We start from the raw sequence: 22,151 nt of genomic DNA, 5'->3' as shown, positions 1-22,151 counted from the left end.
ACCAGCAACCAGGAGTTCGATGCTTCGGCTGAGGGCGCGGTTGCCGACGAGGTTTCGGACATGGACTACGACGCCGGAGAGCGCGGCGTGTCCGCCGACCTGGTTCGTGCGTACCTGAACGGTATCGGCCGCACCAAGCTCCTGACCGCCGCACAGGAGGTCGAGCTGGCCAGCGCCATCGAGGCCGGGCTCTTTGCGGAGGAGTGCCTGACCCACGGCGTCCACCAGGGTGTCGCGATCGACGACGAGCAGCTGCGGGCCGACCTGCAGACGATCGTCCGCGAGGGCAAGGCCGCCAAGGCGCACCTGCTGGAGGCGAACCTCCGGCTGGTGGTCAGCATCGCCAAGCGGTACACCGGCCGCGGCATGGCGTTCCTCGACCTCATCCAGGAAGGCAACCTCGGCCTCATCCGGGCGGTCGAGAAGTTCGACTACACCAAGGGCTACAAGTTCTCCACCTACGCCACCTGGTGGATCCGCCAGGCCATCACCCGCGCCATGGCCGACCAGGCCCGCACCATCCGCATCCCGGTGCACATGGTCGAGCAGGTCAACAAGATGGTCCGGGCCCGTCGTGACCTGAGCACCGCGCTCGGCCGCGACCCGTCGATCGCCGAGCTGGCCACCGCCCTGGGCATGCAGGACTACCAGGTTCTCGAGCTCATCTCCTACGACCGCGAGCCGGTCAGCCTCGACCAGGCCGTCGGCGCCGACGGCGAGAGCGCCCTCGGTGACTTCGTCGCCCGGGTCGACCCCCGTGAGGAGCCGGCCGACAGCGTCACGTCGGGCATGCTCCGCTCCGAGGTCGAGATCGTCCTCTCCACGCTGTCGCAGCGCGAGCAGGCTGTCATCCGTCTCCGCTTCGGCCTCGACGACGGACGCCAGCGCACCCTCGACGAGGTGGGCCGCGAGTTCGGCCTGAGCCGCGAGCGCATCCGCCAGATCGAGAAGGTCACCCTGCTGAAGCTGCGCCACCCCAGCCGCGCCAAGCGCCTGGAGGCCTACGCCAGCTGAACCACCGATCGTGGACCCTCTGCTCACGCAGGGGGTCCACAGTCGTCTCCGGGTCAGGCGAGCGGGGGAACGGGCTGGTTCAGCAGCCAGGCGAGCGGTGCCGGCTCGCGCTCGGCCGCGTAGCTGTCGGTGCCGAGCACCTGGAACTCGACCGTGTTGGCCTTGTCCCGGTCGACGATCCAGTACCGGGGCACGCCGGCCGCCGCATACTCGGACTTCTTGCTCACCCGGTCGATGACCTCGCTGTCGGGCGAGATGACCTCGATCGCGAGCAGCAGTCCGTCGATACCTGCGTAGGTCGACCGATGATGCTCATCCGCCGCCGCCATCGCGGCGACATCGTCGAGGATGATCTCGGGCGGCATCTGTGCACCGATCGTCGCCGCGCTCATGCCTGCCGCCTCATGGAAGAAAGCCTACCGCCCTAGAGCCGGCGGGGACCGGTGTCGGGGCGGGACGCGGGCGGCCCCACCTGGGCCTCCGCGTGCAGCACCGACAGCCCGCGCTCGTGGGCGAGCACCGGGTTGAGCTCGAGGAACGCGAGCCGCAGCTGGTCGTCGGCGAGTTGGCCGACCCGGAGCAGGAGGTCGCTCAGGGCGGCCACGTCGACCGGGGGCGTGCCGCGGTAGCCGTGCAGCAGCGGGGAAGCCAGTGGGCCGCGCAGCAGGCGGGCGGCATCGCGGTCGGTCAGGGGGGCGGGGCACCAGGCCAGATCGCCGAGGAGGTCGGTGGCGAGGCCTCCCAGGCCGAAGCCGACCACGGGGCCGAAGGCCGGGTCGTCGACCACCTGCACCACGCACGGGACGCCGGGCGGCGCCATCCGCTGCACCACCACCTCGACGGCGGTGCCGAAGCGGTCCTGCAGTTCGGCGTGGGCACGCACCACCTCGTCGACGGTGGCGAGGTTCAGCCGCACCGCGCCGAGGTCGAAGCGGTGCCGCCACGGCGAGGCGGCCACCTTCAGCGCCACCGGCAGCCCGAGCACCTCCGCGACCGCGGCCACGTCGTCGGGCTCACCGCTGACCCGCTGGCCGGCCACCACGGACACGCCGTACGCGGCGAGCAGGTCACCGGCCCGCGTGTCGATGCCGGGGGTGGACCCGGTCCAGCCGTCGTCGGAGCCGATCACCTGGAACGCTGCCGCCCGGTCGACGACCTTCTCCTCGAAGACCCCGGCGGGCTCGCGGCGCCAGGCCGCGTACGCGGCCACCTTGCCGAGGGCCCGCACCGCCTCTTCGACCGACGGGTACACGGGCACCTTGCCGCCCGGAATTGCCATTGGATGCACCACTACGACAGGTTTGTCCGCATCCCCCAGATCGGGAACGAGCGGAGGCGCATCCGGCGCCACCGGTGTCGTGCTCGATGCGCTCGTTCCGCTCGCGCGCGCACCGGTGGCCGAGGAGCTGCTGTCTTCCCTCGTCGCTCCGCTCCTCAGTCCAGACAGCAGCGCCACCGGTGCGGTCGCCACCAGCACGGCGTCGACGGCGGGGTCGGCCAGAGCGGCGCTCACCGCGTCTGCCGAATAGGGCCGCACCGACGTGACCGCCAGGCCCGCGGCGGGCGCCGCGGCCGCCGCGAGCGACCCGAACACCTCGGCGTCGGCGACCACGCCGAGCCGCGACCCCGCCGGCAGCGGCTGGCTCGCGACCAGCGCGCCGACGTCGAACAGCTCCGCGACCGTGTCGACCCGGATCACCCCGGACGACGCGAACAGCGCCGCCACCGACTCGCCCCGGCTGCGGGCGGCCGCGGCGACGGCCACCACCGGCTTGTGCCGGGTGAGCTCGCGGGCGATGCGGGTGAACTTGCGCGGGTTGCCGAACGTCTCGAGGTAGAGCAGTACGGCGTCGGTCTGCGGGTCGTCGCGCCAGAACTGGAGCAGATCGTTGCCGGAGACGTCGGCGCGGTCACCGGCGGAGACGAACGTCGACAGGCCGATGCCGCGCCGGCCCGCGGCGTCGAGCAGCGCGATGCCGAGCGCGGCCGACTGGCTGAAGAACCCGACCCGGCCCGGGGTCGGCAGCGCGGGCGCGAGGGTGGCGTTCAGCCCGATCGCGGTGTTCGCGATGCCGAGGCCGGCCGGGCCGACCAGCCGCATCCCGCGGTCGCGCACGAGCCGCACGAGCTCGGTCCGCTGGGCGTCGTCGAAGCCGGCGGAGATCACCACCAGGCCGGTGACACCGGCGGCCGCGCACTCGGCGATCACCCCGGCCACGCCGGGCGCGGGCACCGCGATCACCGCCAGGTCCGCCTCGCCCACGGGCGGTTCCGGGACCGCGGGGAGCCCTTCGATCCGCTTGGCGCGCCGGTGCACGGGGTGGATGGGACCGGGGAAGCCGCCCGCCCTGAGGTGGCGGAGCACCGCGGCGCCGAGCCCGGTGCCGTCGCCGCGGGCGCCGTACACCAGTACCCCGCGCGGGTTCAGCAGCCTGCTCACCGAGCGCGCCTCGGCCCGCTGCTCGCGGCGCCACTGCACCGACAGCGACCGGCTGGTGGGAGCGATCGGGAACGTCAGGTGCACGACGCCGTCGGCGTACTGGCGGGCGACCTCGTACCCGGCCTCGGTGAACGTGCGGATCATGCGGGCGTTCTGGGGCAGCACCTCGGCCACGAACCGCACGATGCCCTCGTCTCGGGCCCGGGCGGCGAGGTGCTCCATCATCACCGAGCCGAGCCCGCGGCCCTGGTGGGCGTCCTCCACGACGAACGCGACCTCGGCCTCGTCGGCACCGGCACCGAGCCGCTCGTACCGGGCCACCGCGATGAGGTCACCGCCGGACTCGGCGACGATCGCCTCCCGGTCGTGGTGGTCGACGGTGGTGAACCGTTCCAGGTCGCGCGGCGGGATGCGCGGATACGGCGAGAAGTACCGGAAGTAGCGGGTGCGCTCGGAGAACCGGCTGTGCATCTCGACGATCGCGTCGGCGTCGACCGGTTCGATCTGGCGCAGCCGCACCGTCGAACCGTCACTGAGAACGACATCCGCCGGTTTCACTGTCAGTCCCGGGGATCGTGGGGGTCGAGGCCGTGCAGCGGGAACACCGCGGCGCGGGTGGCGGCGATGGCCCGGTCGGTGCTGCCCTCGCCGCCCGGCTGCCACGGCTCGTACCGGGCGCCGCTGCCGTCGGTCATGCTGGTCGGGATGTCGCGGTCGGGGAACTTGCCGCGGGCGAACTCGCGCCAGCTGTCGGGCGTGGCGGTCGACGGGTCGACCGGGTCGCCGGTGGCGACGGCGAGCAGGTGGGTCCAGGCCCGCGGGACGGCCTCGACCAGCGCGTATCCGCCGCCGCCGGTGGCGACCCAGCGGCCGTCGGCGACCTCTTCGGCGAGGTCGCGCAGGGCCAGGTAGGCGGCCCGCTGCCCGTCGACGGTGAGCTGCAGGTGAGCCAGGGGGTCGAGCCGGTGCGCGTCGGCACCGCACTGGGTGAACAGCACCTGCGGCCGGAACGCCCGCAGCAGGCCCGGCACCACGGCGTGGAACGCGCGCAGCCAGCCGGCGTCGCCGGTGCCGGGCGGCAGGGCGACGTTCACCGCGCTGCCCTCGGCGCCGTCGCCGCCGGTCTCGGCCGGCCAGCCGGTGCCGGGGAACAGCACCATCGGCGACTCGTGGAGGCTGATCGTGAGCACCCGCGGGTCGGACCAGAAGACCTCCTGCACACCGTCGCCGTGGTGCACGTCGATGTCGACGTACGCGACGCGTTCGGCGCCGAGCTCGAGCAGCCGCTTGATCGCCACGGCCGGGTCGTTGTAGACGCAGAAGCCGGAGGCGTAGCCGGGCATCGCGTGGTGCAGGCCGCCGGCGACGTTGACCGCGCGCTTCGTCTCGCCGTTCCACACCGCCTCGGCCGCCCGCCGCGTGGCGCCGCAGACCAGGGCGCTGGCCTCGTGCATGCGCGGGAACACGGGGTTGTCGGACGAGCCGAACCCGAAGCCGGTGAACCGCGGGTTGGCGCTCGCCTGCTTCGTCGCGTCGAGGTACTCGGCGGTGTGCACGGTGAGGAGCTCGGCGTCGGTGGCCGGCACGGGCTTCTCGACGGTGACGCCGGGCCGGTCGAGCACACCGAGGTCGCGCGCCAGCGCGACGGTGAGCTCGAGGCGCACCGGGTCGAGCGGGTGGTCGCCCAGGTTGTAGCCGAGCATCGAGTCGTCCCACAGCACGAGCGTCATGTGGCTGGTCCCTTCGCGATCGGCCGGTCCGGATCGGTGATCCACTCACTCCAGCTACCCACGTACAGCGCCGGCGTCCCGTAGCCGGCGACGGTCATCGCCAGCGCGAGGTGCGCGGCGGTGATGCCGGAGCCGCAGTACGTGCCGACGGTGCCCGCGTCGCCGACGACCTCTGCGATCCTCCCGCGCAACTCCTCCGCCGGCAGGAACCGGCCGTCGGGGCCGATGGTGTCGGCGTAGAACAGGTTCCGCGCGCCGGGGATGCGGCCGGCGACCGGGTCGAGCGGCTCCTCCTCTCCACGGAAACGAACAGCGGCGCGGGCGTCGATCAGCACCCCGGTCGCCGCCGTCTCGGCGGCGCCGGCGGCGTCGAGCACGGGCAATGCACCGGGACGCACGGTGACGTCGCCCGGCTGCTTCTCGACGACCTCCACGGTGGTGGGTCGGCCGTCCCGCTTCCAGGCGGCGAACCCTCCGTCGAGGACGCGGACATCAGGATGCCCCGCCCACCGCAGGATCCACCAGGCCCTGGAAACCGACCCCCCAGGGGGGACGCCGCCCTCGTCGTATGCCACTACGGGGTGATCCGCGCTCACCCCGAGGGAGCGCAGCGCCTCCTGCAGGGCCGCCGGGTCGGGCAGCGGATGCCGCCCGCCGGCCGGGCCGGGCTCGGTTCCGGGCGGGCCGGCCAGCACCGCGTCGCGGTCGAGGAACACCGCGCCGGGAATGTGTTCCTCCTGGTAGGCGGCGTGTCCGGCGCTCGAGGGCGGGAACCGGACGTCGAGCACCAGCGGCGGCCGGGCCGATGCGAGAGCCGTAGCCAGGTCTGCGACGCTGATCAGCGGGTTCACCAGAACAGTTTGTCCTACCGGGCGGGTACCATTCCCTCCCGGGAGGCAAGGCTGTGAATGACCTGGTCGACACCACTGAGATGTACCTACGCACCATCCTCGAGCTGGAAGAGGAGGGCGTGCTGCCGCGGCGGGCCCGAATCGCGGAACGGCTGCACCAGAGCGGCCCTACCGTCAGCCAGACCGTGGCCCGCATGGAGCGCGACGGGCTGCTGGTCGTCGAGGGTGACCGCATGCTCCGGCTCACCGCGCAGGGCCGCACGTACGCGATCGCGGTGATGCGCAAGCACCGGCTCGCCGAGCTGCTGCTCGTCAACGTCATCGGGCTGCCCTACGAGGAGGCCCACGACGAGGCGTGCCGGTGGGAGCACGTCATGAGCGAGAGCGTCGAGAAGCGCGTCTACGAGCTGCTCGGCCGCCCCACCCGCTCGCCGTACGGCAACCCCATCCCCGGGCTCGACGAGTTCGACGGGCAGACCCACTCCGTGCCGAACGACGGTGAGCGCAACCTCGCGTTCCCCGGGCTCGACGGTCCGGTCGTGGTCAGCCGCATCTGCGAGAGCGTGCAGACCAACGCCGACGTGCTGCGGCTGCTCCACGTGGCGGGGGTCGACCCGGGCGCGCGGGTCACCGTCGCGCAGGAGCGTGACTCGGTGCGCATCGACCGGGGCGAGGAGCACGTGCGGCTGCCGCGTGAGGTGGCGTCGCGCGTGTTCGTCACGATGCGCTAGCCGCGTCAGGAGTTTCCAGGCCGTGCTCCCGCGTGGAGCACGGCCTAGGGCCTTTTCCCGGACCCATCCGGGCGGCGCGCCGGTGCGAATGGAGTGCGTGACCGACGTCTCTCCGCTTGTTGCCATACCTATGCAACAGCAGGAGCCCGGCAATATGCTGGCGACGCGGACCGTCCATCGACCACGGCTACTCCAGGGAGGCGCCCATGGATGCCCAGGCAATGCACATCGCCAACGGCATCGTGAACGGCCCGGTATCCGCGCTCTTCGCCATCGTCGCCATGATCGGGCTCGCGTTCTGCGTGCTGCGGGCGCGACAGGACCTCGACGAGCGGCTCGCACCGGTGGCCGGACTGGTCGCGGCGTTCATCTTCGCCGTGCAGATGCTCAACTTCCCGGTGCTGCCGGGCGTGTCCGGGCACCTGCTCGGCGGCGCGCTCGCGGCGATGCTCGTCGGCCCGTGGGTCGGCGCGTTGTGTGTGGCGACCGTGCTGGTGGTCCAGTGCCTGCTGTTCGCCGACGGCGGCCTCACCGCGCTGGGGCTGAACATCACCAACATGGCGCTCTTCGGCACGGCGGCCGCGTACCTGTTCATCGTCGTGCTGATGCGGGTGCTGCCGAAGACCGTCGCCGGGGCGGCGGCCACGGCGTTCGTCGCGTCGGTGGTCAGCGTGGTGGTCGCGTCGCAGGGCTTCGTGCTGCAGTACGCGCTGGGCGGCACCACCGACCTGTCACTGGGCACGATCGCGGCCACCATGGCCGGCTCGCACCTGCTGATCGGCGTCGGTGAGGGTCTCATCGCCGCCACGACGGTGGCGACGGTCGCGCGCGTGCGTCCCGACATCGTGTTCGCGTTGCGGAAGTTCCGGACGGCCCCGGTCCCGACGTTGGCGGGGCGGGCGGCGTGAGCGCCGTAGCGAAGCGGAGGCGTTCACGCCGCGGGCTGTGGCCGTTGAATCTAGGGGGCACAGCGTGAACCGCAGGCTGGCCTACTTCCTCCTCGGCGGGCTGCTGGTGTCGCTGCTGCTGGCCGGCGTGGTGAGCAACTTCGCGTCGGGAAGCCCCGACGGGCTCGACTCGGCGGCCCGCGAGGGCTGCACGTTCGACGCCGACGGCACCATCACCGGCGGCGAGTGCATGGCCAGGGGCGAGGAGGACCACCAACTGGCCGACGGCCCGCTCGCCGACTACGGCATCAAGGGCATCGACAACGATTTCCTGTCCACCGGCCTGTCGGGCATCCTCGGCGTGCTCGTCACGTTCGGGATCGGTGCCGGGATCTTCTGGCTGGCGCGGAAGCGGTCGCGGGAACCGGTCGGGTAGTGGGCGCCGGGCACGTCCATCCGCTGTACCTCGACCGGGTGAGCCGGCTGCACCGGCTGCCACCCGAGGTCAAGATCGTCGCGGTGGTGGCGTTCACGGTCGTCGTGGTCGCCACCCCGCGGGAGCACCTGTGGGCGTTCGGGGCGTACGCACTGCTGCTCGTACCGGTGGCGGCGCTCGGCCGGGTGCCGGCGTGGTGGCTGCTCAAGCGGTCCACGATCGAACTGCCCTTCGTGCTTCTCGCGGTGCTGCTGCCGTTCGCGGGCGGCGGCGAGCGGGTGACGTGGCTCGGGATGTCGCTGTCGGTCGACGGGCTGTACGGCGCGTGGAACATCGTCGCGAAGGGCACGCTCGGCGTGCTCGCGTCGCTGCTTCTCGCGGCGACGACGCCGATGCGCGACCTGATCACCGGCCTCGACCGGTTGCGCTGCCCGCAGATCATCGTGCAGATCGCCACGTTCATGCTGCGCTACCTCGACGTGATCGGCGCCGAGGCGCGGAGGATGCACGTGGCGCGGCTGTCACGCGGCTACGACCCGCGGTTCGTGTGGCAGGTCCGGGCGTTCGCGTCGAGCGTCGGAACGCTGTTCCTGCGGGCGTTCGAGCGCGGCGAACGGGTCTACCTCGCGATGGTCTCGCGCGGGTACACCGGCCGGCTGCCGACGCCCGACCGGGCACCGGCGAGCACCGGTCAGTGGCTCGCCGCCGCGTTGCTGCCGGTATCGGCCGGTATCGTCGCCGCGGCCGCGTTGCTGGTGTGACCTGCGTCGTTGACAGCCCCGCCCGGCCTCACCAGGATGGCGTCCACAACTACATAGCCGTGCGTTGATAGGGGAAGTCCGGTCGAAGTCCGGCGCTGGCCCGCAACGGTAGGCGGCAAGCACCTCTGCTTGTCGTGAGCCCGAATACCTGTCTCCGCGCGTGTTCACACCAACACCCGTCGTGGCCCACGGGTCGGAGGCCGCCGGGTGTCCGTGCCCGGTTCTCTCGACAGCCAGGGCCGGAGAGGCCCGCCGAATGGCTGTCCGCCGGCATCGCGTCATCACCCTGCTCACCGGGGTGCTCGCGGTCGTCCTCCTCGCCGCCACCCCAGCGGCAGCAACCACCAGAACCACCGACTCGGCCGCGGGCTGGCTCGCCGGCCAACTCGTCGACGGCGAGCGGTTCGAGGCCGTCTTCGACGGCGTCGCCTACCCCGACCAGGGGCTGACCATCGACGCGGTGCTCGCGTTCGCCGCCGCGAAGGTCGCCGACACCAACGCCGCGAAGGCCACCGCGTGGCTGGCCCGGCCCGAGATCCTCACCGGCTATGTCGGCGACGGCACCGAAGCGTACGCGGGTGCCACCGCGAAGCTCGCGTTCGTCGCGCAGGTGCGCGGGAAGAACCCGGCGAGCTTCGGCGGCGTCGACCTGGTCGCCCGGCTGCGCGGGCTGCAGGCGCCGTCGGGCCGGTTCTCCGACCGGTCGGCGTGGGGTGACTTCAGCAACGCCTTCAGCCAGTCGTTCGCGCTGCTCGCGTTGAAGCGCACCCCGGCCGGCGCACCCGCGTCGGGCGCCGCGTACCTCGCCGCCAGCCGCTGCCCCGACGGCGGGTTCCCCCTGCAGTTCGAGCAGCCGACGTGCGCCAGCGAGGTCGACGCCACCGCGTTCGCCGTGCAGGCGCTGATCGCGGTCGGCCGGTACGCCGACGCCGCGCCGGGCGTCACGTGGCTGGCGTCGAAGCAGGCCGCCGACGGCTCGTTCGCCGACTTCGCCGGGCTGGCCAACGCCAACAGCACCGGGCTCGCCGCGCAGGCGCTGCTGGCCGCCGGCCGGCCGTTCGCGTGGCTGAAGGCCCGCTCGTTCCTGCTCACGCTCCAGGTCGGGTGCCCGTCGGCCGACCGCGGCGCGATCGCGTACACGGCGGCCGGGTTCGACCCGTCGACCGCTCCCCGCGCCACCGCGCAGGCCGTACCCGGCCTGACCGTCTCCGGTCTCGCGACCCTCACCGCGGCCGGGTCCCGGCCGACCGCGCCCGTTCCCGCCTGCCGCTGAGAGGCTTTCGATGAAACGTTGGTTCTCCGCACTCCTCGCCTCCCTCGTCGTCACCGGAGCGCTCGTCGTCGCGTCGCCCCAGTCAGCCAGCGCGGCGGCGTGCTCGCCGGGCACCGGGGTCACCGTGGTGGTCGACTTCGGGCCGCTCGGCGGTGGCGTCGTCGTCGGTTGCCGGCTCGGCGACCCGTCCACCGGGCTGCAGGCGTTGCAGGGCGCCGGGTTCACCGTCGCCGGCACGCAGCGGTGGGGGCTCGCGTTCGTCTGCCGGATCAACGGCAAGCCGACCGTGGCGCAGGACCCCTGCGTGAACACCCCGCCGGTGACGGCGTACTGGTCGTACTGGCACGCCACGCCGGGCGGCACCTGGTCGTACAGCACGGTCGGTGCCTCGGGCTACAACCCCGCGCAGGGCACGGTCGAGGGCTGGCGGTACGGGTCGGGTCAGCAGCCGTCGATCGCCCCGCCGGTCTGATGCGCCGGGTTCTCGCCGGGCTCGCGGCGGTGTCCGCGGTGGGGGTCACCGTGGCTTCGGGCGCCCTCGCCGCGCCCGGCGCGGAGCACGTCGCCGCCGGACGCGGGGCGGCGGCGTGGCTCGGTACCCAGTTCCAGGACGGCCTCCTGCAGAACTTCGGCCTCCCGGACGTCGGCCTGACCGTCGACGCCCTGGTCGGGCTGCGGGCGACCGGCGCCGACCGGGCCACGGTCGCGACGGTCACCGACGCGGTGGCCGGTCAGGCGGCGGCGTGGGCCATCGCCGACATCGACGTCGACGAGGACGGCAGTCCCGATGTCCGGATCATCGACGCCGGCTCGACGTCCAAGCTGCTCTTCGCCGCGGTCGCGACCGGCCGCGACCCGAAGGCGTTCGGCGGCCTGGACCTCGACGCGATGACCCGCGACCTCATCGCGGCCGACGGCGACCACCGCGGCCGGGTCCGCGACGTCAACCCGGAGGAATGGGGCGGCGACCAGAGCAACGTGTTCGACCAGTCGCTGGCGACGCTGGGGCTCGCCGGCAGCGGCGGCGTGCCGGCCGACGTGGTGAGCTACCTGATCAGGCAGCAGTGTCCCGCCGGTGGTTTCCGGCTCAACCCGGACCCGACCGGCGCGGCCTGCGCCGACGACGGACCGGCCGACGTCGACGCCACCGCGATGGCGGTGCAGGCCCTGGTCGCCGCGGGCGCCGACGAGGCCGCCGGCAGGGGCGCCGCGTGGCTGGTCGGGCTGCAGGCCGAAGACGGCTCGTTCCGCAACGGGCCGCAGACGCCGGACCCGTGGCTGACCCCGGTCGCCAACAGCAACAGCACCGGCCTCGCCGCGCAGGCGCTCGCCGCGACCGGGCACGCCGACGAGGCCAACGAGGCCGCCGCGTGGATCGCCGCGCTGCAGTGGGCCTCGGGCGACGACAGCGGCGCCATCGCCTACAGCCGGGAGGCGTTCGACACCGGCGCGCCCGACGAGGTGAGCCGTGACCAGTGGCGCCGGGCGACGACGCAGGCGCTGCTGGGCCTGGTGCAGGTGCCGCTCGGCGACATCGCCGGGGTGCCCGCGGGTGAGCCGTCGTCTCCTTCTCCGTCGTCTTCGTCATCGTCGTCCTCCTCGTCGCCATCGCCGTCGTCCTCTCCGTCGTCCTCTCCGTCGTCCTCCCCGTCGGCTTCGGCGTCGCCTTCTGTTTCCGCGTCGGCGTCCGCGTCGGAGACGGCCGCTCCGGGTGGGGGAGACCTCGCGGTCACCGGGCAGCCGGTCGCGCACTTCGCCGTGTACGCGGTCGGCATGATCGTGGTGGGCGCGCTGCTGCTGGTCGCGGCGCGGCGCCGCCGGTCCACCTGATGCGCCGGCTCCTCGGCGCGGCGTCCGCCGTGGTCCTGGCGGTCGCGGGCGGTGCGGCGTTCGCCGCACCCGCCGCACATGCCGCCGGGACCGCGGGCTACTGCCCGGACGCCAACGGCGTCACCGTGGTGGTCGACTTCAACGACCTCGGCGGAGGCGTGGTGGTCCGGTGTGCGCCGGGCGACCAGGCGACCGGGCTGAGCGCGCTCAAGAACGCCGGCTTCACGATCGCCGGCACCACGCGCTGGGGCGAGGGGTTCGTCTGCCGCATCGAGGGCCGGCCGACCGTCGCGACCGAGCCGTGCCGGGACACCCCGCCGGCGTCGGCGTACTGGTCGTACTGGCACGCGTCCAACGGCGGGTCGTGGACGTACAGCGACAAGGGTGTGCAGAACCGCAGGCCGCCGGCGGGGAGCTTCGAGGGCTGGTCGTTCTCGACGAACCGCACCCAGGCGACGGCGCCGCGCCCGGACACCGCACCGACCCGGCCGGCGGCCCCCGCCCCGCCGCAGCAGCCGCCACCGGCCAACGGCGGCGGCGCCCCGCCCGCGCAGGCTCCTCCCGGAGCGGCCCAGCCCGGCGTTCCGGCGCCGCCCGGTGCACCCGGGGCTCCGGGCGTCTCCGGTGCTCCCCCGGCCTCGGGCGACGCGACCCCGTCCGGGGTCGCGACCCCGTCCGTCGGCACGGGCGCGTCCGGCGGCGCAGGCGCGGCTCCGTTCGGTTCGCCGTCGGCGGAGGCGCCGGTGACCGATGTGGCGACGACGCCGACCGGCTCGTCCGGGATGCCGGTCGGCACGCTCGCCGGGCTCGGGCTGCTCCTGGCGTTCGCGGTCGCCGCGGGGGTCACGGTGTGGCGCCGCCGGTCCGCGGGTCCGCCGGCCGACCCGTTCGCCGACCCCGGGGAGGACTGATCGTCGCGCAGGTCACCGCCCGTCCCGTCCGCCTCGGCGCCCTGCCGCGGACGCTGCACCCGGGCGCCTGGTGGATCTGGGCGCTCGGCCTCGCCACGGCCGCGAGCCGCACCACCAACCCGGTCCTGCTGGCCCTGATCATCGCGGCGGCGGCGTTCGTGGTGGCGCGGCGCCGCGGCGACGCGCCCTGGGCGGTGGCGTTCCGGCTGTACCTGTGGCTGGGCGCGGTGATCGTGGCCAGCCGGCTCCTGTTCCGGGTGGTGTTCGGCGGGGGCGGCGGGACGCACGTGCTGTTCACGCTGCCGTCGGTTCCGTTGCCCGAGTTCGCCGCCGGTATCCGGCTGTTCGGTCCGGTCGCGGCCGAGGAACTGCTCGCCGGCCTGTACGACGGGCTGCGGTTGGCCGCGATGGTCATCTGCCTCGGCGCCGCGAACGCGCTGGCCAACCCGAAGCGGCTGCTGAAGCTGGTGCCGGCGGCGCTGTACGAGGCGGGCACGGCGATCGTCGTCGCGTTGTCGGTGGCGCCGCAGCTGGCCGAGAGCGTGCTGCGGGTGCGCCGGGCGCGGCGGCTGCGCGGTGGATCGGGCACGGGCGTCCGGGCGTTGCGGGCGATCCTGCTGCCGGTGCTCGCCGACGCGCTCGACCGGTCGCTGACGCTCGCGGCCGCCATGGACTCGCGAGGGTACGCCCGGGCCGGCGCCACGCCGCGGCGGCTGCCCGGAGTCCTCGTGGTCGCCGGGCTGATCGGGGTGTGCGTCGGCGTCTACGGCCTGCTCGACGCGACCACGCCGCGCGTCCTCGGTGCGCCGGTGCTCCTCGGTGGCGGCGCGGTGGCGGTCACCGGAATGCTTTTCGGGGGACGGCAGATCTCGCGCACGCGGTACCGGCCCGACCGGTGGGGTGCGGCCGAGACGGTCACCGCGCTGTGCGGCGTCGGGACCGGCGCGCTGCTGTTCGCGACCGCGTCGCTCGACCCGGCCAACCTGTACCCGTCGCTGAGCCCGCTCGCCTGGCCGACCCTGGGACCGCTGCCGGCCGTGGCGATCACGCTGGCGGCGCTGCCGGCCTTCGTCACCCCTCCCCCGTCATGATCACTTTCGACCGGGTGACCGTCACCTACCACGGGGCCGCCGACCCGACGCTCCGGGACGTCTCGCTGACCATCGGCGAGGGCGAGCTGTGCCTGGTGACCGGCGCGACCGGGGCCGGCAAGTCCACGCTCCTGCGCGCCGTCAACGGGCTCGTTCCGCACTTCACCGGCGGCACCCTGGCGGGCCGGGTGACCGTCGACGGCCGCGACACGCGGGTGTTCCCACCCCGCGAACTGGCCGACGTGGTCGGCGTGGTGGTGCAGGACCCGCTGCACGGGTTCGTCACCGACACCGTCGAGGAGGAGCTGGCCTACAGCCTCGAGCAGCTGGCTGTGCCGGCGCCGACCATGCGCAAGCGCGTCGAGGAGACGCTCGACCTGCTCGGGATCGCCGACCTGCGCGACCGTCCACTTCGGACACTGTCGGGCGGGCAGCAGCAGCGGGTCGCGATCGGCACCGTGCTCACCGCCCACCCGCGGGTCATCGTGCTCGACGAGCCCACGTCGGCGCTCGACCCGACCGCGGCCGAGGACGTGCTCGCGGCCGTCACCCGGCTCGTGCACGACCTCGGGGTCACCGTGCTGGTCTCCGAGCACCGCCTCGAACGCGTGGTGCAGTACGCCGACCGGATGCTGTACCTGCCCGGCGACGGCACGGTGGTCGACGGTCCGCCGGCGTCGGTGCTCGCGACGTCGGCGATCGCGCCGCCGATCGTCGAGCTGGGGCGGCTCGCCGGCTGGGACCCGCTGCCGCTGTCGGTGCGCGACGCGCGCCGCCGGGCGGCACCGTTGCGGTCGCGGCTGGGCTCGCTGACGCCGCCACCGCCGCGGCCCGCCACCGGCGCGCCGCGCCTCACCGCGCGCGGCGTCGCGGTGGTCTACGGGGACCTGGTGGCGGTGAACCGCGTCGACCTCGGCCTGCGGGCCGGCGAGGTGGTGGCGCTCATGGGCCGCAACGGGTCGGGCAAGTCGTCGCTGCTGTGGGCGCTGCAGGGCGCGGGTCCCCGCTACCGCGGCACGGTCGACGTCGACGGCGACGACCCGGCCCGCCTGCCGCCCGCCGTGGCGCGCCGGCGCGTCGGCCTGGTGCCGCAGACCCCCGCGGACCTGCTCTACCTCGACACCGTCGACGCCGAGTGCGCCGCCGCCGACCGGGAGGCCGCCGCCGACCCGGGCTCGTGCCGGTCGCTGTTCGAGCGGCTGTCACCGGGTGTGCCGGGCGACCGGCATCCGCGGGACCTGTCGGAGGGGCAGCGGCTCGCGCTCGTGCTCGCGGTCCAGTTGATGGCCGCGCCGCCGGTGGTCCTGCTCGACGAACCGACGCGCGGCCTGGACTACCCGACGAAGCGCCGGTTCTGCGCGACCGTGCGCGACCTCGCGGCCGGGGGCGTGGCGGTGGTCGTCGCCACGCACGACGTGGAGCTGGTCGCCGCGCTGGCCGACCGGGTCGTGGTGATGGCGCAGGGCGAGGTGGTCGCCGACGGGCCGACGGCCGAGATCGTGGTGGCGTCACCGACGTTCGCCCCGCAGACCGCGAAGATCCTGCATCCCCTGCCGTGGCTGACCGTGGCCGACGTGGCCGGTGTCCTGTGAGGATCTCTCCCCGGAGTGCCGTCGTTCTGGTGCTCGCCTCGTTGGCCGGGCTCGCCGCGTTCTTCTGGCCCCTGTTCGTCCCCGCGCGGCCGGAGGCGATCGCCCGCACCGGCGAGGCGCCGTTCGTCTTCGCGGTGATCCTGCCTGTGCTGGTGCTCGTCGTCGTCGCCGAACTCACCGGCGGCGGCCTCGACACCAAGGCGCTGGCCATGCTCGGCGTGCTGTCGGCGGTGAACGCGGCGCTGCGTCCGCTGGGCGCCGGCACGGCCGGCATCGAGACCGTGTTCTTCCTGCTCGTGCTCTCCGGGCGGGTCTTCGGCCCCGGCTTCGGCTTCCTGCTCGGCTCGACCTCGTTGTTCAGCTCGGCCCTGCTCACCGCCGGGGTCGGGCCGTGGCTGCCGTTCCAGATGCTGGCCGCGTCGTGGGTGGGTCTCGGCGCCGGGCTCCTGCCCCGGCGCGTCACCGGCCGGGCCGAGATCGCGATGCTGGCCGGCTACGCGGCGGCCAGCGCCTACTTCTACGGCTTCTGCATGAACATGTGGTTCTGGCCGTTCAGCCCGGCCGCCGACACCCAGCTCGGGTACGTGGCCGGTGCTCCGCTGCTCGACAACCTGCACCGGTTCGTGTTGTTCACGGTGGCCACCTCGTCCCTCGGCTGGGACACCGGCCGGGCCGTCACCAACGGCGTCGCGGTCGCCGTCCTGGGTACGGCCGTGCTCGGCACGCTGCGCCGCGCCAACCGCCGCGCCGCGTTCGACGCCCCGGTCACCTTCACCGGCTAGCGTCCGTGCCGGCCCGGCTACGCGGGTTCGAGGTACTTCGCGAGCTCGACCACCTGGGGGGCCAGCGCTTCGGCGTCGGTCTGCGGCTTGTCGGCGGGCAGCCGGTACCGGACGACCATCAGCTGCCCCTTCTTGCTCAGCCAGCCGATCTCGACCGCCGGGCCCGGGCCGGCCGGGTCGGTGCCGGCGGCGGGTCGCACCAGCTGGTAGGCGGCCTGGCCGAGGGCGGCGACCTCACCGGCTCCGGGCGGGGCCGCGGTCGTCTTGAAGGCCGAGGCCGGCGCCGTGGTCGGCGTGACCGTGAGCGTGAGGTCCGGGTACCCGGAGCCGCCACCCCGCTGCAGGACGCAGGTGGCCGTGGTGTCCTTCTGCGCCGCGGCGGCGACCTCGAACGTCACGCCGACGAACTGGGCGACGGCGTCGAAGTCGAGGATCTGGCAGGCGCCGCCGGCGGCCGACGCGGCGGGCCTGTCGGTGCCGCGGGCCGGCACGGCGACGCTCTGCGCCTCGGGCCCGGTGCGTCCGGACGGCTTGTCGTCGCCGCAGCCGGCCAGCACGCCGCCGACAACGGCGACGAGGATGCACAGCGCCGCTCGCAACCCCACGCGGCCACGCTAGTGGTCCCGCGCTTCCGGCGGAACGGGTGATTCCTACCTTTTCGCGATCGTCGCGCTATTCCCTGGAAAGCGCCCTGGCCCCGGGCGTTCGACGCCCGGGGCCAGGTTCACTGCTTCACATTCGTCAGCTGCAGCCGCTCGTGGAGCCGCAGCCCTCGCAGACGTAGCAGCTGCCGGCCGGACGCATCTTGGTGCCGCAGGTGAAGCACAGCGGTGCGTCGGCGGCCTTGCCGTGCACGGCCTCCAGGAGCTCGGTCGAGGAGCCGACCCGCTTCGGGGCCTCCTCCTTGACCTCCTTCACCTCGACGGGCGCCGCTTCCACCGGTGCCGACGCGGCGATCGCGGCCATGTCGGGCGCGGCTTCGCCGGCTTCCTCGCGGACCTGCTGGGCCCGCTCGGCGGCGGTGAAGATGCCGAGGTCGGCGCGGTCGTCGTAGGGCAGGAAGTCCAGGGCGAGGCGCCGGAAGATGTAGTCCATCACCGAGGTCGACATGCGGATGTCGGGGTCGTCGGTCATACCGGCCGGCTCGAACCGCATGTTGGTGAACTTGCTGACGTACGTCTCCAGCGGCACCCCGTACTGCAGGCCGATCGAGATGGCCACGGAGAACGCGTCCATCACACCGGCGAGCGTGGAGCCCTGCTTCGACATCTTGAGGAAGACCTCGCCGAGACCGTCGTCGGGGTACGACGACGCGGTGAGGTAGCCCTCGGCACCGGCGACCGAGAACGACACGGTCTGGCTGGGCCGCTTCTTCGGCAGCCGCTTGCGGACCGGGCGGTACTCGATGACCTTCTCGGGCTCTTTCTCGACGGCCTTCTCGGTCTTGGCCGACTTGCCCGCCGACAGCGGCTGGCCGACCTTGCAGTTGTCGCGGTAGATCGCGAGCGCCTTGAGGCCGAGCTTCCAGCCCTCGTAGTAGATGTTCTCGACGTCTTCGACCGTCGCCGACTCCGGCATGTTGACGGTCTTGGAGATCGCACCGGAGATGAACGGCTGGATCGCGGCCATCATCCGCACGTGGCCCATCGGCGCGATCGACCGTTCGCCCATGGCGCAGTCGAACACCGGGTAGTGCTCGGGCCGCAGCCCGGGGGCGTCGACGACGTGGCCGTGCTCGGCGATGAACTCGACGACCGCCTCGACCTGCTCCTCCTGGTAGCCCAGGTTGCGCAGCGCGCGCGGCACGGTCTGGTTGACGATCTGCATCGAGCCGCCGCCGACCAGCTTCTTGAACTTCACCAGCGCGAGGTCGGGCTCGACCCCGGTGGTGTCGCAGTCCATCATCAGGCCGATGGTGCCGGTGGGCGCGAGGACGCTGGCCTGCGCGTTGCGCCAGCCGTTGCGCTCGCCGATCTCGAGGCACTTCTGCCACTCGTCGGTCGACGCGGTCAGCAGCGCCGAGTCGACGTCGCCGTTCGGCACGACGGCGGCGTTGGCGGCGGCGTGCTTGCGCATGACGCGGGTGTGCGCCTTGGCGTTGCGGGCGTAGCCGTCGTACGCGCCCACGACGCCGGCCAGCTCGGCCGAGCGGCGGTACGCGGTGCCGGTCATCACGGACGTGATCGCGGCGGCCAGCGACCGACCACCGTCGCTGTCGTACGCGAGGCCGCTGGCCATGAGCAGCGCGCCGAGGTTGGCGTAGCCGATGCCGAGCTGACGGTAGGCCCGCGTGGTGGCGCCGATCTTCTCGGTGGGGAAGTCGGCGAAGCAGATCGAGATGTCCATCGCGGTGATGACCAGCTCGACGGACTTCACGAACTTCTCGACCGCGAACACGCCGTCGGACCCGAGGAACTTCATCAGGTTCAGGCTGGCCAGGTTGCACGACGAGTTGTCGAGGTGCATGTACTCGCTGCACGGGTTCGACGCGGTGATCCGGCCGGTCTCCGGGCAGGTGTGCCACGCGTTGATCGTGTCGTCGTACTGGATGCCGGGGTCGGCGCACTCCCACGCGGCGGTGGCGAGCTTCTTCCACAGCTTCCGCGCGTCGATGCTCTCGATCGGCTTGTTGTCGAGCCGGCCGCGCAGCGAGAACGCGGTGCCGGCCTCGACCGCCTTCATGTACTCCTCGGAGACGCGCACCGAGTTGTTGGCGTTCTGGTACTGCACGCTGACGATGTCGGAGCCGCCGAGGTCCATGTCGAACCCGGCGTCGCGCAGCGCGCGGATCTTGTTCTCCTCGCGCGCCTTGGTCTCGATGAACTCCTCCACGTCGGGGTGGTCGACGTCGAGGATCACCATCTTCGCCGCGCGGCGCGTGGCGCCGCCCGACTTGATGGTTCCGGCGGACGCGTCGGCGCCGCGCATGAAGCTCACGGGACCCGATGCGGTGCCGCCGCTGCTGAGCAGCTCCTTCGAGGCGCGGATGCGGGACAGGTTCACCCCGGAGCCCGAGCCGCCCTTGAAGATCAGACCCTCTTCCTTGTACCAGTCGAGGATCGAGTCCATCGAGTCGTCGACGGCGAGGATGAAGCAGGCGCTGACCTGCTGCGGCGACAGCGTGCCGACGTTGAACCAGACCGGCGAGTTGAAGCTGAACACCTGGTGCAGCAGCATCCAGGTGAGCTCGTGCTCGAACACCTCGGCGTCGGCCGGGTTCGCGAAGTAGCCGTGCTTCTCACCGGCCTTGCGGTACGTCTTGACCACGCGGTCGATGAGCTGCTTGAGGCTCCACTCGCGCTCCGGCGTGCCGACCGCACCCCGGAAGTACTTCGTGGTGACGATGTTCGCGGCGTTGACGCTCCAGAAGTCGGGGTACTCGACCCCGCGCTGCTCGAAGTTGATCGAGCCGTCACGCCAGTTCGTCATGACGACGTCGCGACGCTCCCAGGTGACCTCGTCGTACGGGTGCACCCCCGCCGTGGTCCACACCCGGTCGATCTTCAGGCCCTTGGCGGATCCGTTGCCGTTCGAGTTGCCGCCGTTCGAATTGCCGCCGTTCGCCGCGCGACGTCCCCCCGAACGCGCGCTCACGATGCCCCCGCCGTTCGAAGCTCCGCCGTTCGAAGTACCGCCGTTCGAAGCTCCGCCGTTCGCGTTGGACGTGCTGCCGGCTGCCGGTGCGGTCGACCCCTTGGTCGTGCTCTCCCCCGCCATCAGGCTGGCCCCCTCTGGTTGTTCGCTGGTCATGGTTCTCTTCTAGGTCTGTGTGTCACGCCTGTTTCGCCGCTGCCTCGCGGCCCTGCGTTCCCTCGCGGCCCTGCGCTCCCTGGCGACTCAGCGCGGCTTCGCGGAGGCTCGCGATCTCCCGTTCGAAGTCCTCGATCGACTCGAACGACTGGTACACGCTGGCGAACCGCAGGTAGGCCACCTCGTCGAGGTCGCGGAGCGGTCCGAGGATCGCGAGACCCACCTCGTTGCTGGGCACCTCGGCGGTGCCCCGAGCCCGGATGGTGGTCTCCACCTTCTCGGCGAGCACGGCCAGGGCGTCATCGGTGACCGGACGTCCCTGGCACGCCCTGCGCACCCCGGACATGATCTTCGTGCGGCTGAACGGCTCGGTGACGCCGCTGCGCTTGACGACCGCCAGCACCGCCTCTTCCACCGTCGTGAACCGCTTGCCGCACTCGGGGCACGACCGGCGGCGCCGGATCAGCTGACCGTCGTCGGCCTCACGGGAGTCGACCACCCGGGAGTCGGGGTGCCGGCAGTACGGACAACGCATGACCGACCTCCCTGTCGAGTTCCCTGTCGAGTTCCCCTATGGGTTCCCTGGCGGGTTCCCTGTTGCGGGTCCGCTTGCCGAACCCACCCGAGCCAGCCACCCGAGCCAGCCACACGAGCCGAGCCCGTTCGAGGGCGTGCCCGACGACGTGCCGGAGGGCATGCCAATTGAGCGCCACCCGTCACCCCGAACGGCGCCATGGATACCCGGTTGTGGATAACCCTGTGCAGAAGCTGTGGGTGACCGTCCACAACTTGTGGACGACTTACACCCCTGTAACTACTACATCTAGGGGTCGACGTTAGGCCGCCGCGGACGCCGACGCAAGCCGAACACGACAAGAAGACCCACGTGGCACATCCGTTACCGGCGCGCAGGCAGGGTCAGTCGCTGACCGGGGTGGATCACGTACCCTTCGAGATCGTTCAGCCGCTTCAGCTCCACCACCGCGGCCTTCGGCTGCCAGTGCGGCAGATTCCTCTCGGCGAACGACCACAACGTGTCGCCCGGCTGCACCACCGCCGTGACGGCCGGCTTCGCCGGATCCGCCGCCTGCCCCGGCGCCGCGCCGAGGAACCCCACGAGCGCACCGAGAAACAGCACCAGCGCCAGCACCACCAGACGCCCCCGCCGAGTGAGCCGGACCGGCCGCCGCGCCGGCCGCCCGTCATGGTCGAGCCGCCCGACCCGCGAAGACTCGGCCCGCTCAGCACGAGCCACCCCGGCCCGCCCGCCACGAGCCGCCCCGGTCCGCCGGCCGCGAGCCGATCCGGCGCCCTCGCCACGGCCCGGCCCGGGCCGCTCGGCGCCTCCGGTCGCCGAGCGCTCGCCGCGGACCTCCGGACGCCCGGTACCAGCCTGCCCCGGCGACCGGCTCGCGCACGCCGCGCCGAAGCCGTCTCCCTCGACTCCGTCTTCGCCGAAGCCGCCCCCGCCGAAGCCGCCCTCGCCGAAGCCGTCCGCACCGAAGCCGTCCGCACCGAAGCCGCCCCGACCGCGGCGCTCCACTTCGGCCGACGCGCCGTCGAACCGGTCGCCCAACCAGTCGACCGGGCCCAGTCGGCTGTCGTCGGCCGGACGACGCGGCGCCGGATACTCGTCACCCTGAAGCGCGACCAGGCGCAGGTGACGCTCGACGATCTGATCGCCCGACCGGCCCCCCGACCGGCCCGGCGAACCGGCCATCCGCGACCTCCGGGTGCGGCGCCGGCCCGCGACCGGGGCCACGGGAGCGGCACACCGCGCGCCCGTTCCACCTGGTAGTTCGTTCGCCCGACCCGGCTCCCGACCCGGCTCCCGACCCGGCTCCCGACCCGGCTCCGCCATCCTGCACCTCCGGAATTCGCAAGCGCGTCGAACAGCAGTTCGATCGCACGCCCGTACGATTGGTTTACCAGACGGGTACGACAAAAACTTCGCGACACGACGCGCCACGTAGAACAGATGTTTGAAACTGTCGTACCGGAGGGTTAGCTTGTGATCCACAATCACGGATCGTGCGCAACACCTCGCCGGCCGGTCGACGCGAACGACCGGG

20 protein-coding genes and 1 riboswitch are annotated in these 22,151 nt (G+C 72.9%); of the genes, 12 read left to right on the top strand and 8 right to left on the bottom strand.

The window, feature by feature from the left end:
- Positions 1–60: 60 nt before the first annotated feature.
- Entirely contained in the window at positions 61–1,014 is a 954-nt protein-coding gene (gene sigB, locus Voc01_RS22280) for an RNA polymerase sigma factor SigB (protein ID WP_239160390.1), read from the top strand.
- A gap of 53 nt (positions 1,015–1,067) precedes the next feature.
- Here sigB and Voc01_RS22275 read toward each other — a convergent pair whose 3' ends face one another.
- From Voc01_RS22275 to Voc01_RS22260, 4 genes are read right to left on the bottom strand one after another with little or no spacing between them, the layout of a single operon-like run.
- Positions 1,068–1,406, bottom strand: a complete 339-nt coding sequence (locus Voc01_RS22275) for a Uma2 family endonuclease (RefSeq protein ID WP_203929427.1) — start codon at positions 1,404–1,406, stop codon at positions 1,068–1,070.
- Between the two features lie 32 nt (positions 1,407–1,438).
- On the bottom strand, positions 1,439–3,973 hold the full coding sequence (locus Voc01_RS22270) for a bifunctional acetate--CoA ligase family protein/GNAT family N-acetyltransferase (RefSeq protein WP_307781585.1): 2,535 nt from the start codon (positions 3,971–3,973) through the stop codon (positions 1,439–1,441).
- Between the two features lie 41 nt (positions 3,974–4,014).
- Entirely contained in the window at positions 4,015–5,184 is a 1,170-nt protein-coding gene (locus tag Voc01_RS22265; protein WP_203929426.1) for an acetoin utilization protein AcuC, read from the bottom strand.
- A complete protein-coding gene (locus Voc01_RS22260; protein WP_239160389.1) occupies positions 5,181–6,035 on the bottom strand; it encodes a sulfurtransferase in 855 nt (284 codons plus the stop codon). Before Voc01_RS22260 ends, Voc01_RS22265 begins: the two co-directional genes overlap by 4 nt.
- A gap of 53 nt (positions 6,036–6,088) precedes the next feature.
- Here Voc01_RS22260 and Voc01_RS22255 point away from each other — a divergent pair, with 53 nt between their 5' ends.
- From Voc01_RS22255 to Voc01_RS22205, 11 genes are all read left to right on the top strand, one after another.
- A complete protein-coding gene (locus Voc01_RS22255; RefSeq protein WP_203929425.1) occupies positions 6,089–6,766 on the top strand; it encodes an iron-dependent transcriptional repressor DtxR in 678 nt (225 codons plus the stop codon).
- A gap of 206 nt (positions 6,767–6,972) precedes the next feature.
- Positions 6,973–7,674, top strand: coding sequence for an energy-coupling factor ABC transporter permease (locus Voc01_RS22250; RefSeq protein WP_203929424.1), 702 nt, complete (start codon positions 6,973–6,975; stop codon positions 7,672–7,674).
- Between the two features lie 64 nt (positions 7,675–7,738).
- The gene (locus tag Voc01_RS22245) at positions 7,739–8,089 is read left to right on the top strand and encodes a PDGLE domain-containing protein (RefSeq protein WP_203929423.1); all 351 of its coding nucleotides are present in this window, start codon (positions 7,739–7,741) and stop codon (positions 8,087–8,089) included.
- The gene (cbiQ, locus tag Voc01_RS22240) at positions 8,089–8,850 is read left to right on the top strand and encodes a cobalt ECF transporter T component CbiQ (RefSeq protein ID WP_203929422.1); all 762 of its coding nucleotides are present in this window, start codon (positions 8,089–8,091) and stop codon (positions 8,848–8,850) included. Before Voc01_RS22245 ends, cbiQ begins: the two co-directional genes overlap by 1 nt.
- 48 nt (positions 8,851–8,898) lie before the next feature.
- Positions 8,899–9,020: riboswitch (cobalamin riboswitch) on the top strand.
- A gap of 86 nt (positions 9,021–9,106) precedes the next feature.
- Positions 9,107–10,123: a prenyltransferase/squalene oxidase repeat-containing protein gene (locus tag Voc01_RS22235; protein ID WP_203929421.1), complete on the top strand. Its 1,017-nt coding sequence runs from the start codon at positions 9,107–9,109 to the stop codon at positions 10,121–10,123.
- A gap of 10 nt (positions 10,124–10,133) precedes the next feature.
- Positions 10,134–10,595, top strand: a complete 462-nt coding sequence (locus Voc01_RS22230; RefSeq protein ID WP_203929420.1) for an SCO2322-related protein — start codon at positions 10,134–10,136, stop codon at positions 10,593–10,595.
- Positions 10,595–11,953, top strand: a complete 1,359-nt coding sequence (locus Voc01_RS22225; RefSeq protein ID WP_203929419.1) for a prenyltransferase/squalene oxidase repeat-containing protein — start codon at positions 10,595–10,597, stop codon at positions 11,951–11,953. The genes Voc01_RS22230 and Voc01_RS22225 overlap by 1 nt, the downstream gene beginning before the upstream one ends.
- The gene (locus Voc01_RS22220) at positions 11,950–12,864 is read left to right on the top strand and encodes an SCO2322-related protein (protein WP_203929492.1); all 915 of its coding nucleotides are present in this window, start codon (positions 11,950–11,952) and stop codon (positions 12,862–12,864) included. The genes Voc01_RS22225 and Voc01_RS22220 overlap by 4 nt, the downstream gene beginning before the upstream one ends.
- A complete protein-coding gene (locus tag Voc01_RS22215; protein ID WP_203929491.1) occupies positions 12,861–13,955 on the top strand; it encodes a CbiQ family ECF transporter T component in 1,095 nt (364 codons plus the stop codon). The genes Voc01_RS22220 and Voc01_RS22215 overlap by 4 nt, the downstream gene beginning before the upstream one ends.
- Positions 13,952–15,547, top strand: coding sequence for an ABC transporter ATP-binding protein (locus tag Voc01_RS22210; RefSeq protein WP_203929418.1), 1,596 nt, complete (start codon positions 13,952–13,954; stop codon positions 15,545–15,547). The genes Voc01_RS22215 and Voc01_RS22210 overlap by 4 nt, the downstream gene beginning before the upstream one ends.
- 29 nt (positions 15,548–15,576) lie before the next feature.
- Positions 15,577–16,329 (top strand): ECF transporter S component family protein, encoded by a 753-nt coding sequence (locus tag Voc01_RS22205; protein ID WP_239160388.1) that lies wholly within the window; start codon positions 15,577–15,579, stop codon positions 16,327–16,329.
- A gap of 17 nt (positions 16,330–16,346) precedes the next feature.
- On the opposite strand, the gene Voc01_RS22200 is transcribed toward Voc01_RS22205, so the two are convergent.
- The 4 genes from Voc01_RS22200 to Voc01_RS22185 form a co-directional block, all read right to left on the bottom strand.
- Positions 16,347–16,934: a hypothetical protein gene (locus tag Voc01_RS22200; protein ID WP_203929416.1), complete on the bottom strand. Its 588-nt coding sequence runs from the start codon at positions 16,932–16,934 to the stop codon at positions 16,347–16,349.
- A 136-nt stretch (positions 16,935–17,070) separates the two neighbouring features.
- Entirely contained in the window at positions 17,071–19,821 is a 2,751-nt protein-coding gene (locus Voc01_RS22195; protein WP_373873848.1) for a vitamin B12-dependent ribonucleotide reductase, read from the bottom strand.
- A 280-nt stretch (positions 19,822–20,101) separates the two neighbouring features.
- The gene (gene nrdR, locus Voc01_RS22190; RefSeq protein WP_203929414.1) at positions 20,102–20,614 is read right to left on the bottom strand and encodes a transcriptional regulator NrdR; all 513 of its coding nucleotides are present in this window, start codon (positions 20,612–20,614) and stop codon (positions 20,102–20,104) included.
- 363 nt (positions 20,615–20,977) lie between these two features.
- A complete protein-coding gene (locus Voc01_RS22185) occupies positions 20,978–21,799 on the bottom strand; it encodes a LysM peptidoglycan-binding domain-containing protein (RefSeq protein WP_203929413.1) in 822 nt (273 codons plus the stop codon).
- Positions 21,800–22,151 lie beyond the last annotated feature (352 nt).

It is taken from the genome of Virgisporangium ochraceum, assembly GCF_016863655.1.
Classification (GTDB): domain Bacteria; phylum Actinomycetota; class Actinomycetes; order Mycobacteriales; family Micromonosporaceae; genus Virgisporangium; species Virgisporangium ochraceum.
This window is presented reverse-complemented; position numbering and strand designations above follow the sequence as displayed.

Bases quoted from the DNA above. Each gene is read 5' to 3' on its own strand.
- sigB (WP_239160390.1), top strand. From the start codon at position 61: ATGGACTACGACGCCGGAGAGCGCGGCGTGTCCGCCGACCTGGTTCGT.
- Voc01_RS22275 (WP_203929427.1), bottom strand. From the start codon at position 1,406: ATGAGCGCGGCGACGATCGGTGCACAGATGCCGCCCGAGATCATCCTC.
- Voc01_RS22265 (WP_203929426.1), bottom strand. From the start codon at position 5,184: ATGACGCTCGTGCTGTGGGACGACTCGATGCTCGGCTACAACCTGGGC.
- Voc01_RS22250 (WP_203929424.1), top strand. From the start codon at position 6,973: ATGGATGCCCAGGCAATGCACATCGCCAACGGCATCGTGAACGGCCCG.
- Voc01_RS22235 (WP_203929421.1), top strand. From the start codon at position 9,107: ATGGCTGTCCGCCGGCATCGCGTCATCACCCTGCTCACCGGGGTGCTC.
- Voc01_RS22230 (WP_203929420.1), top strand. From the start codon at position 10,134: ATGAAACGTTGGTTCTCCGCACTCCTCGCCTCCCTCGTCGTCACCGGA.
- Voc01_RS22225 (WP_203929419.1), top strand. From the start codon at position 10,595: ATGCGCCGGGTTCTCGCCGGGCTCGCGGCGGTGTCCGCGGTGGGGGTC.
- Voc01_RS22210 (WP_203929418.1), top strand. From the start codon at position 13,952: ATGATCACTTTCGACCGGGTGACCGTCACCTACCACGGGGCCGCCGAC.
- nrdR (WP_203929414.1), bottom strand. From the start codon at position 20,614: ATGCGTTGTCCGTACTGCCGGCACCCCGACTCCCGGGTGGTCGACTCC.
- Voc01_RS22185 (WP_203929413.1), bottom strand. From the start codon at position 21,799: ATGGCCGGTTCGCCGGGCCGGTCGGGGGGCCGGTCGGGCGATCAGATC.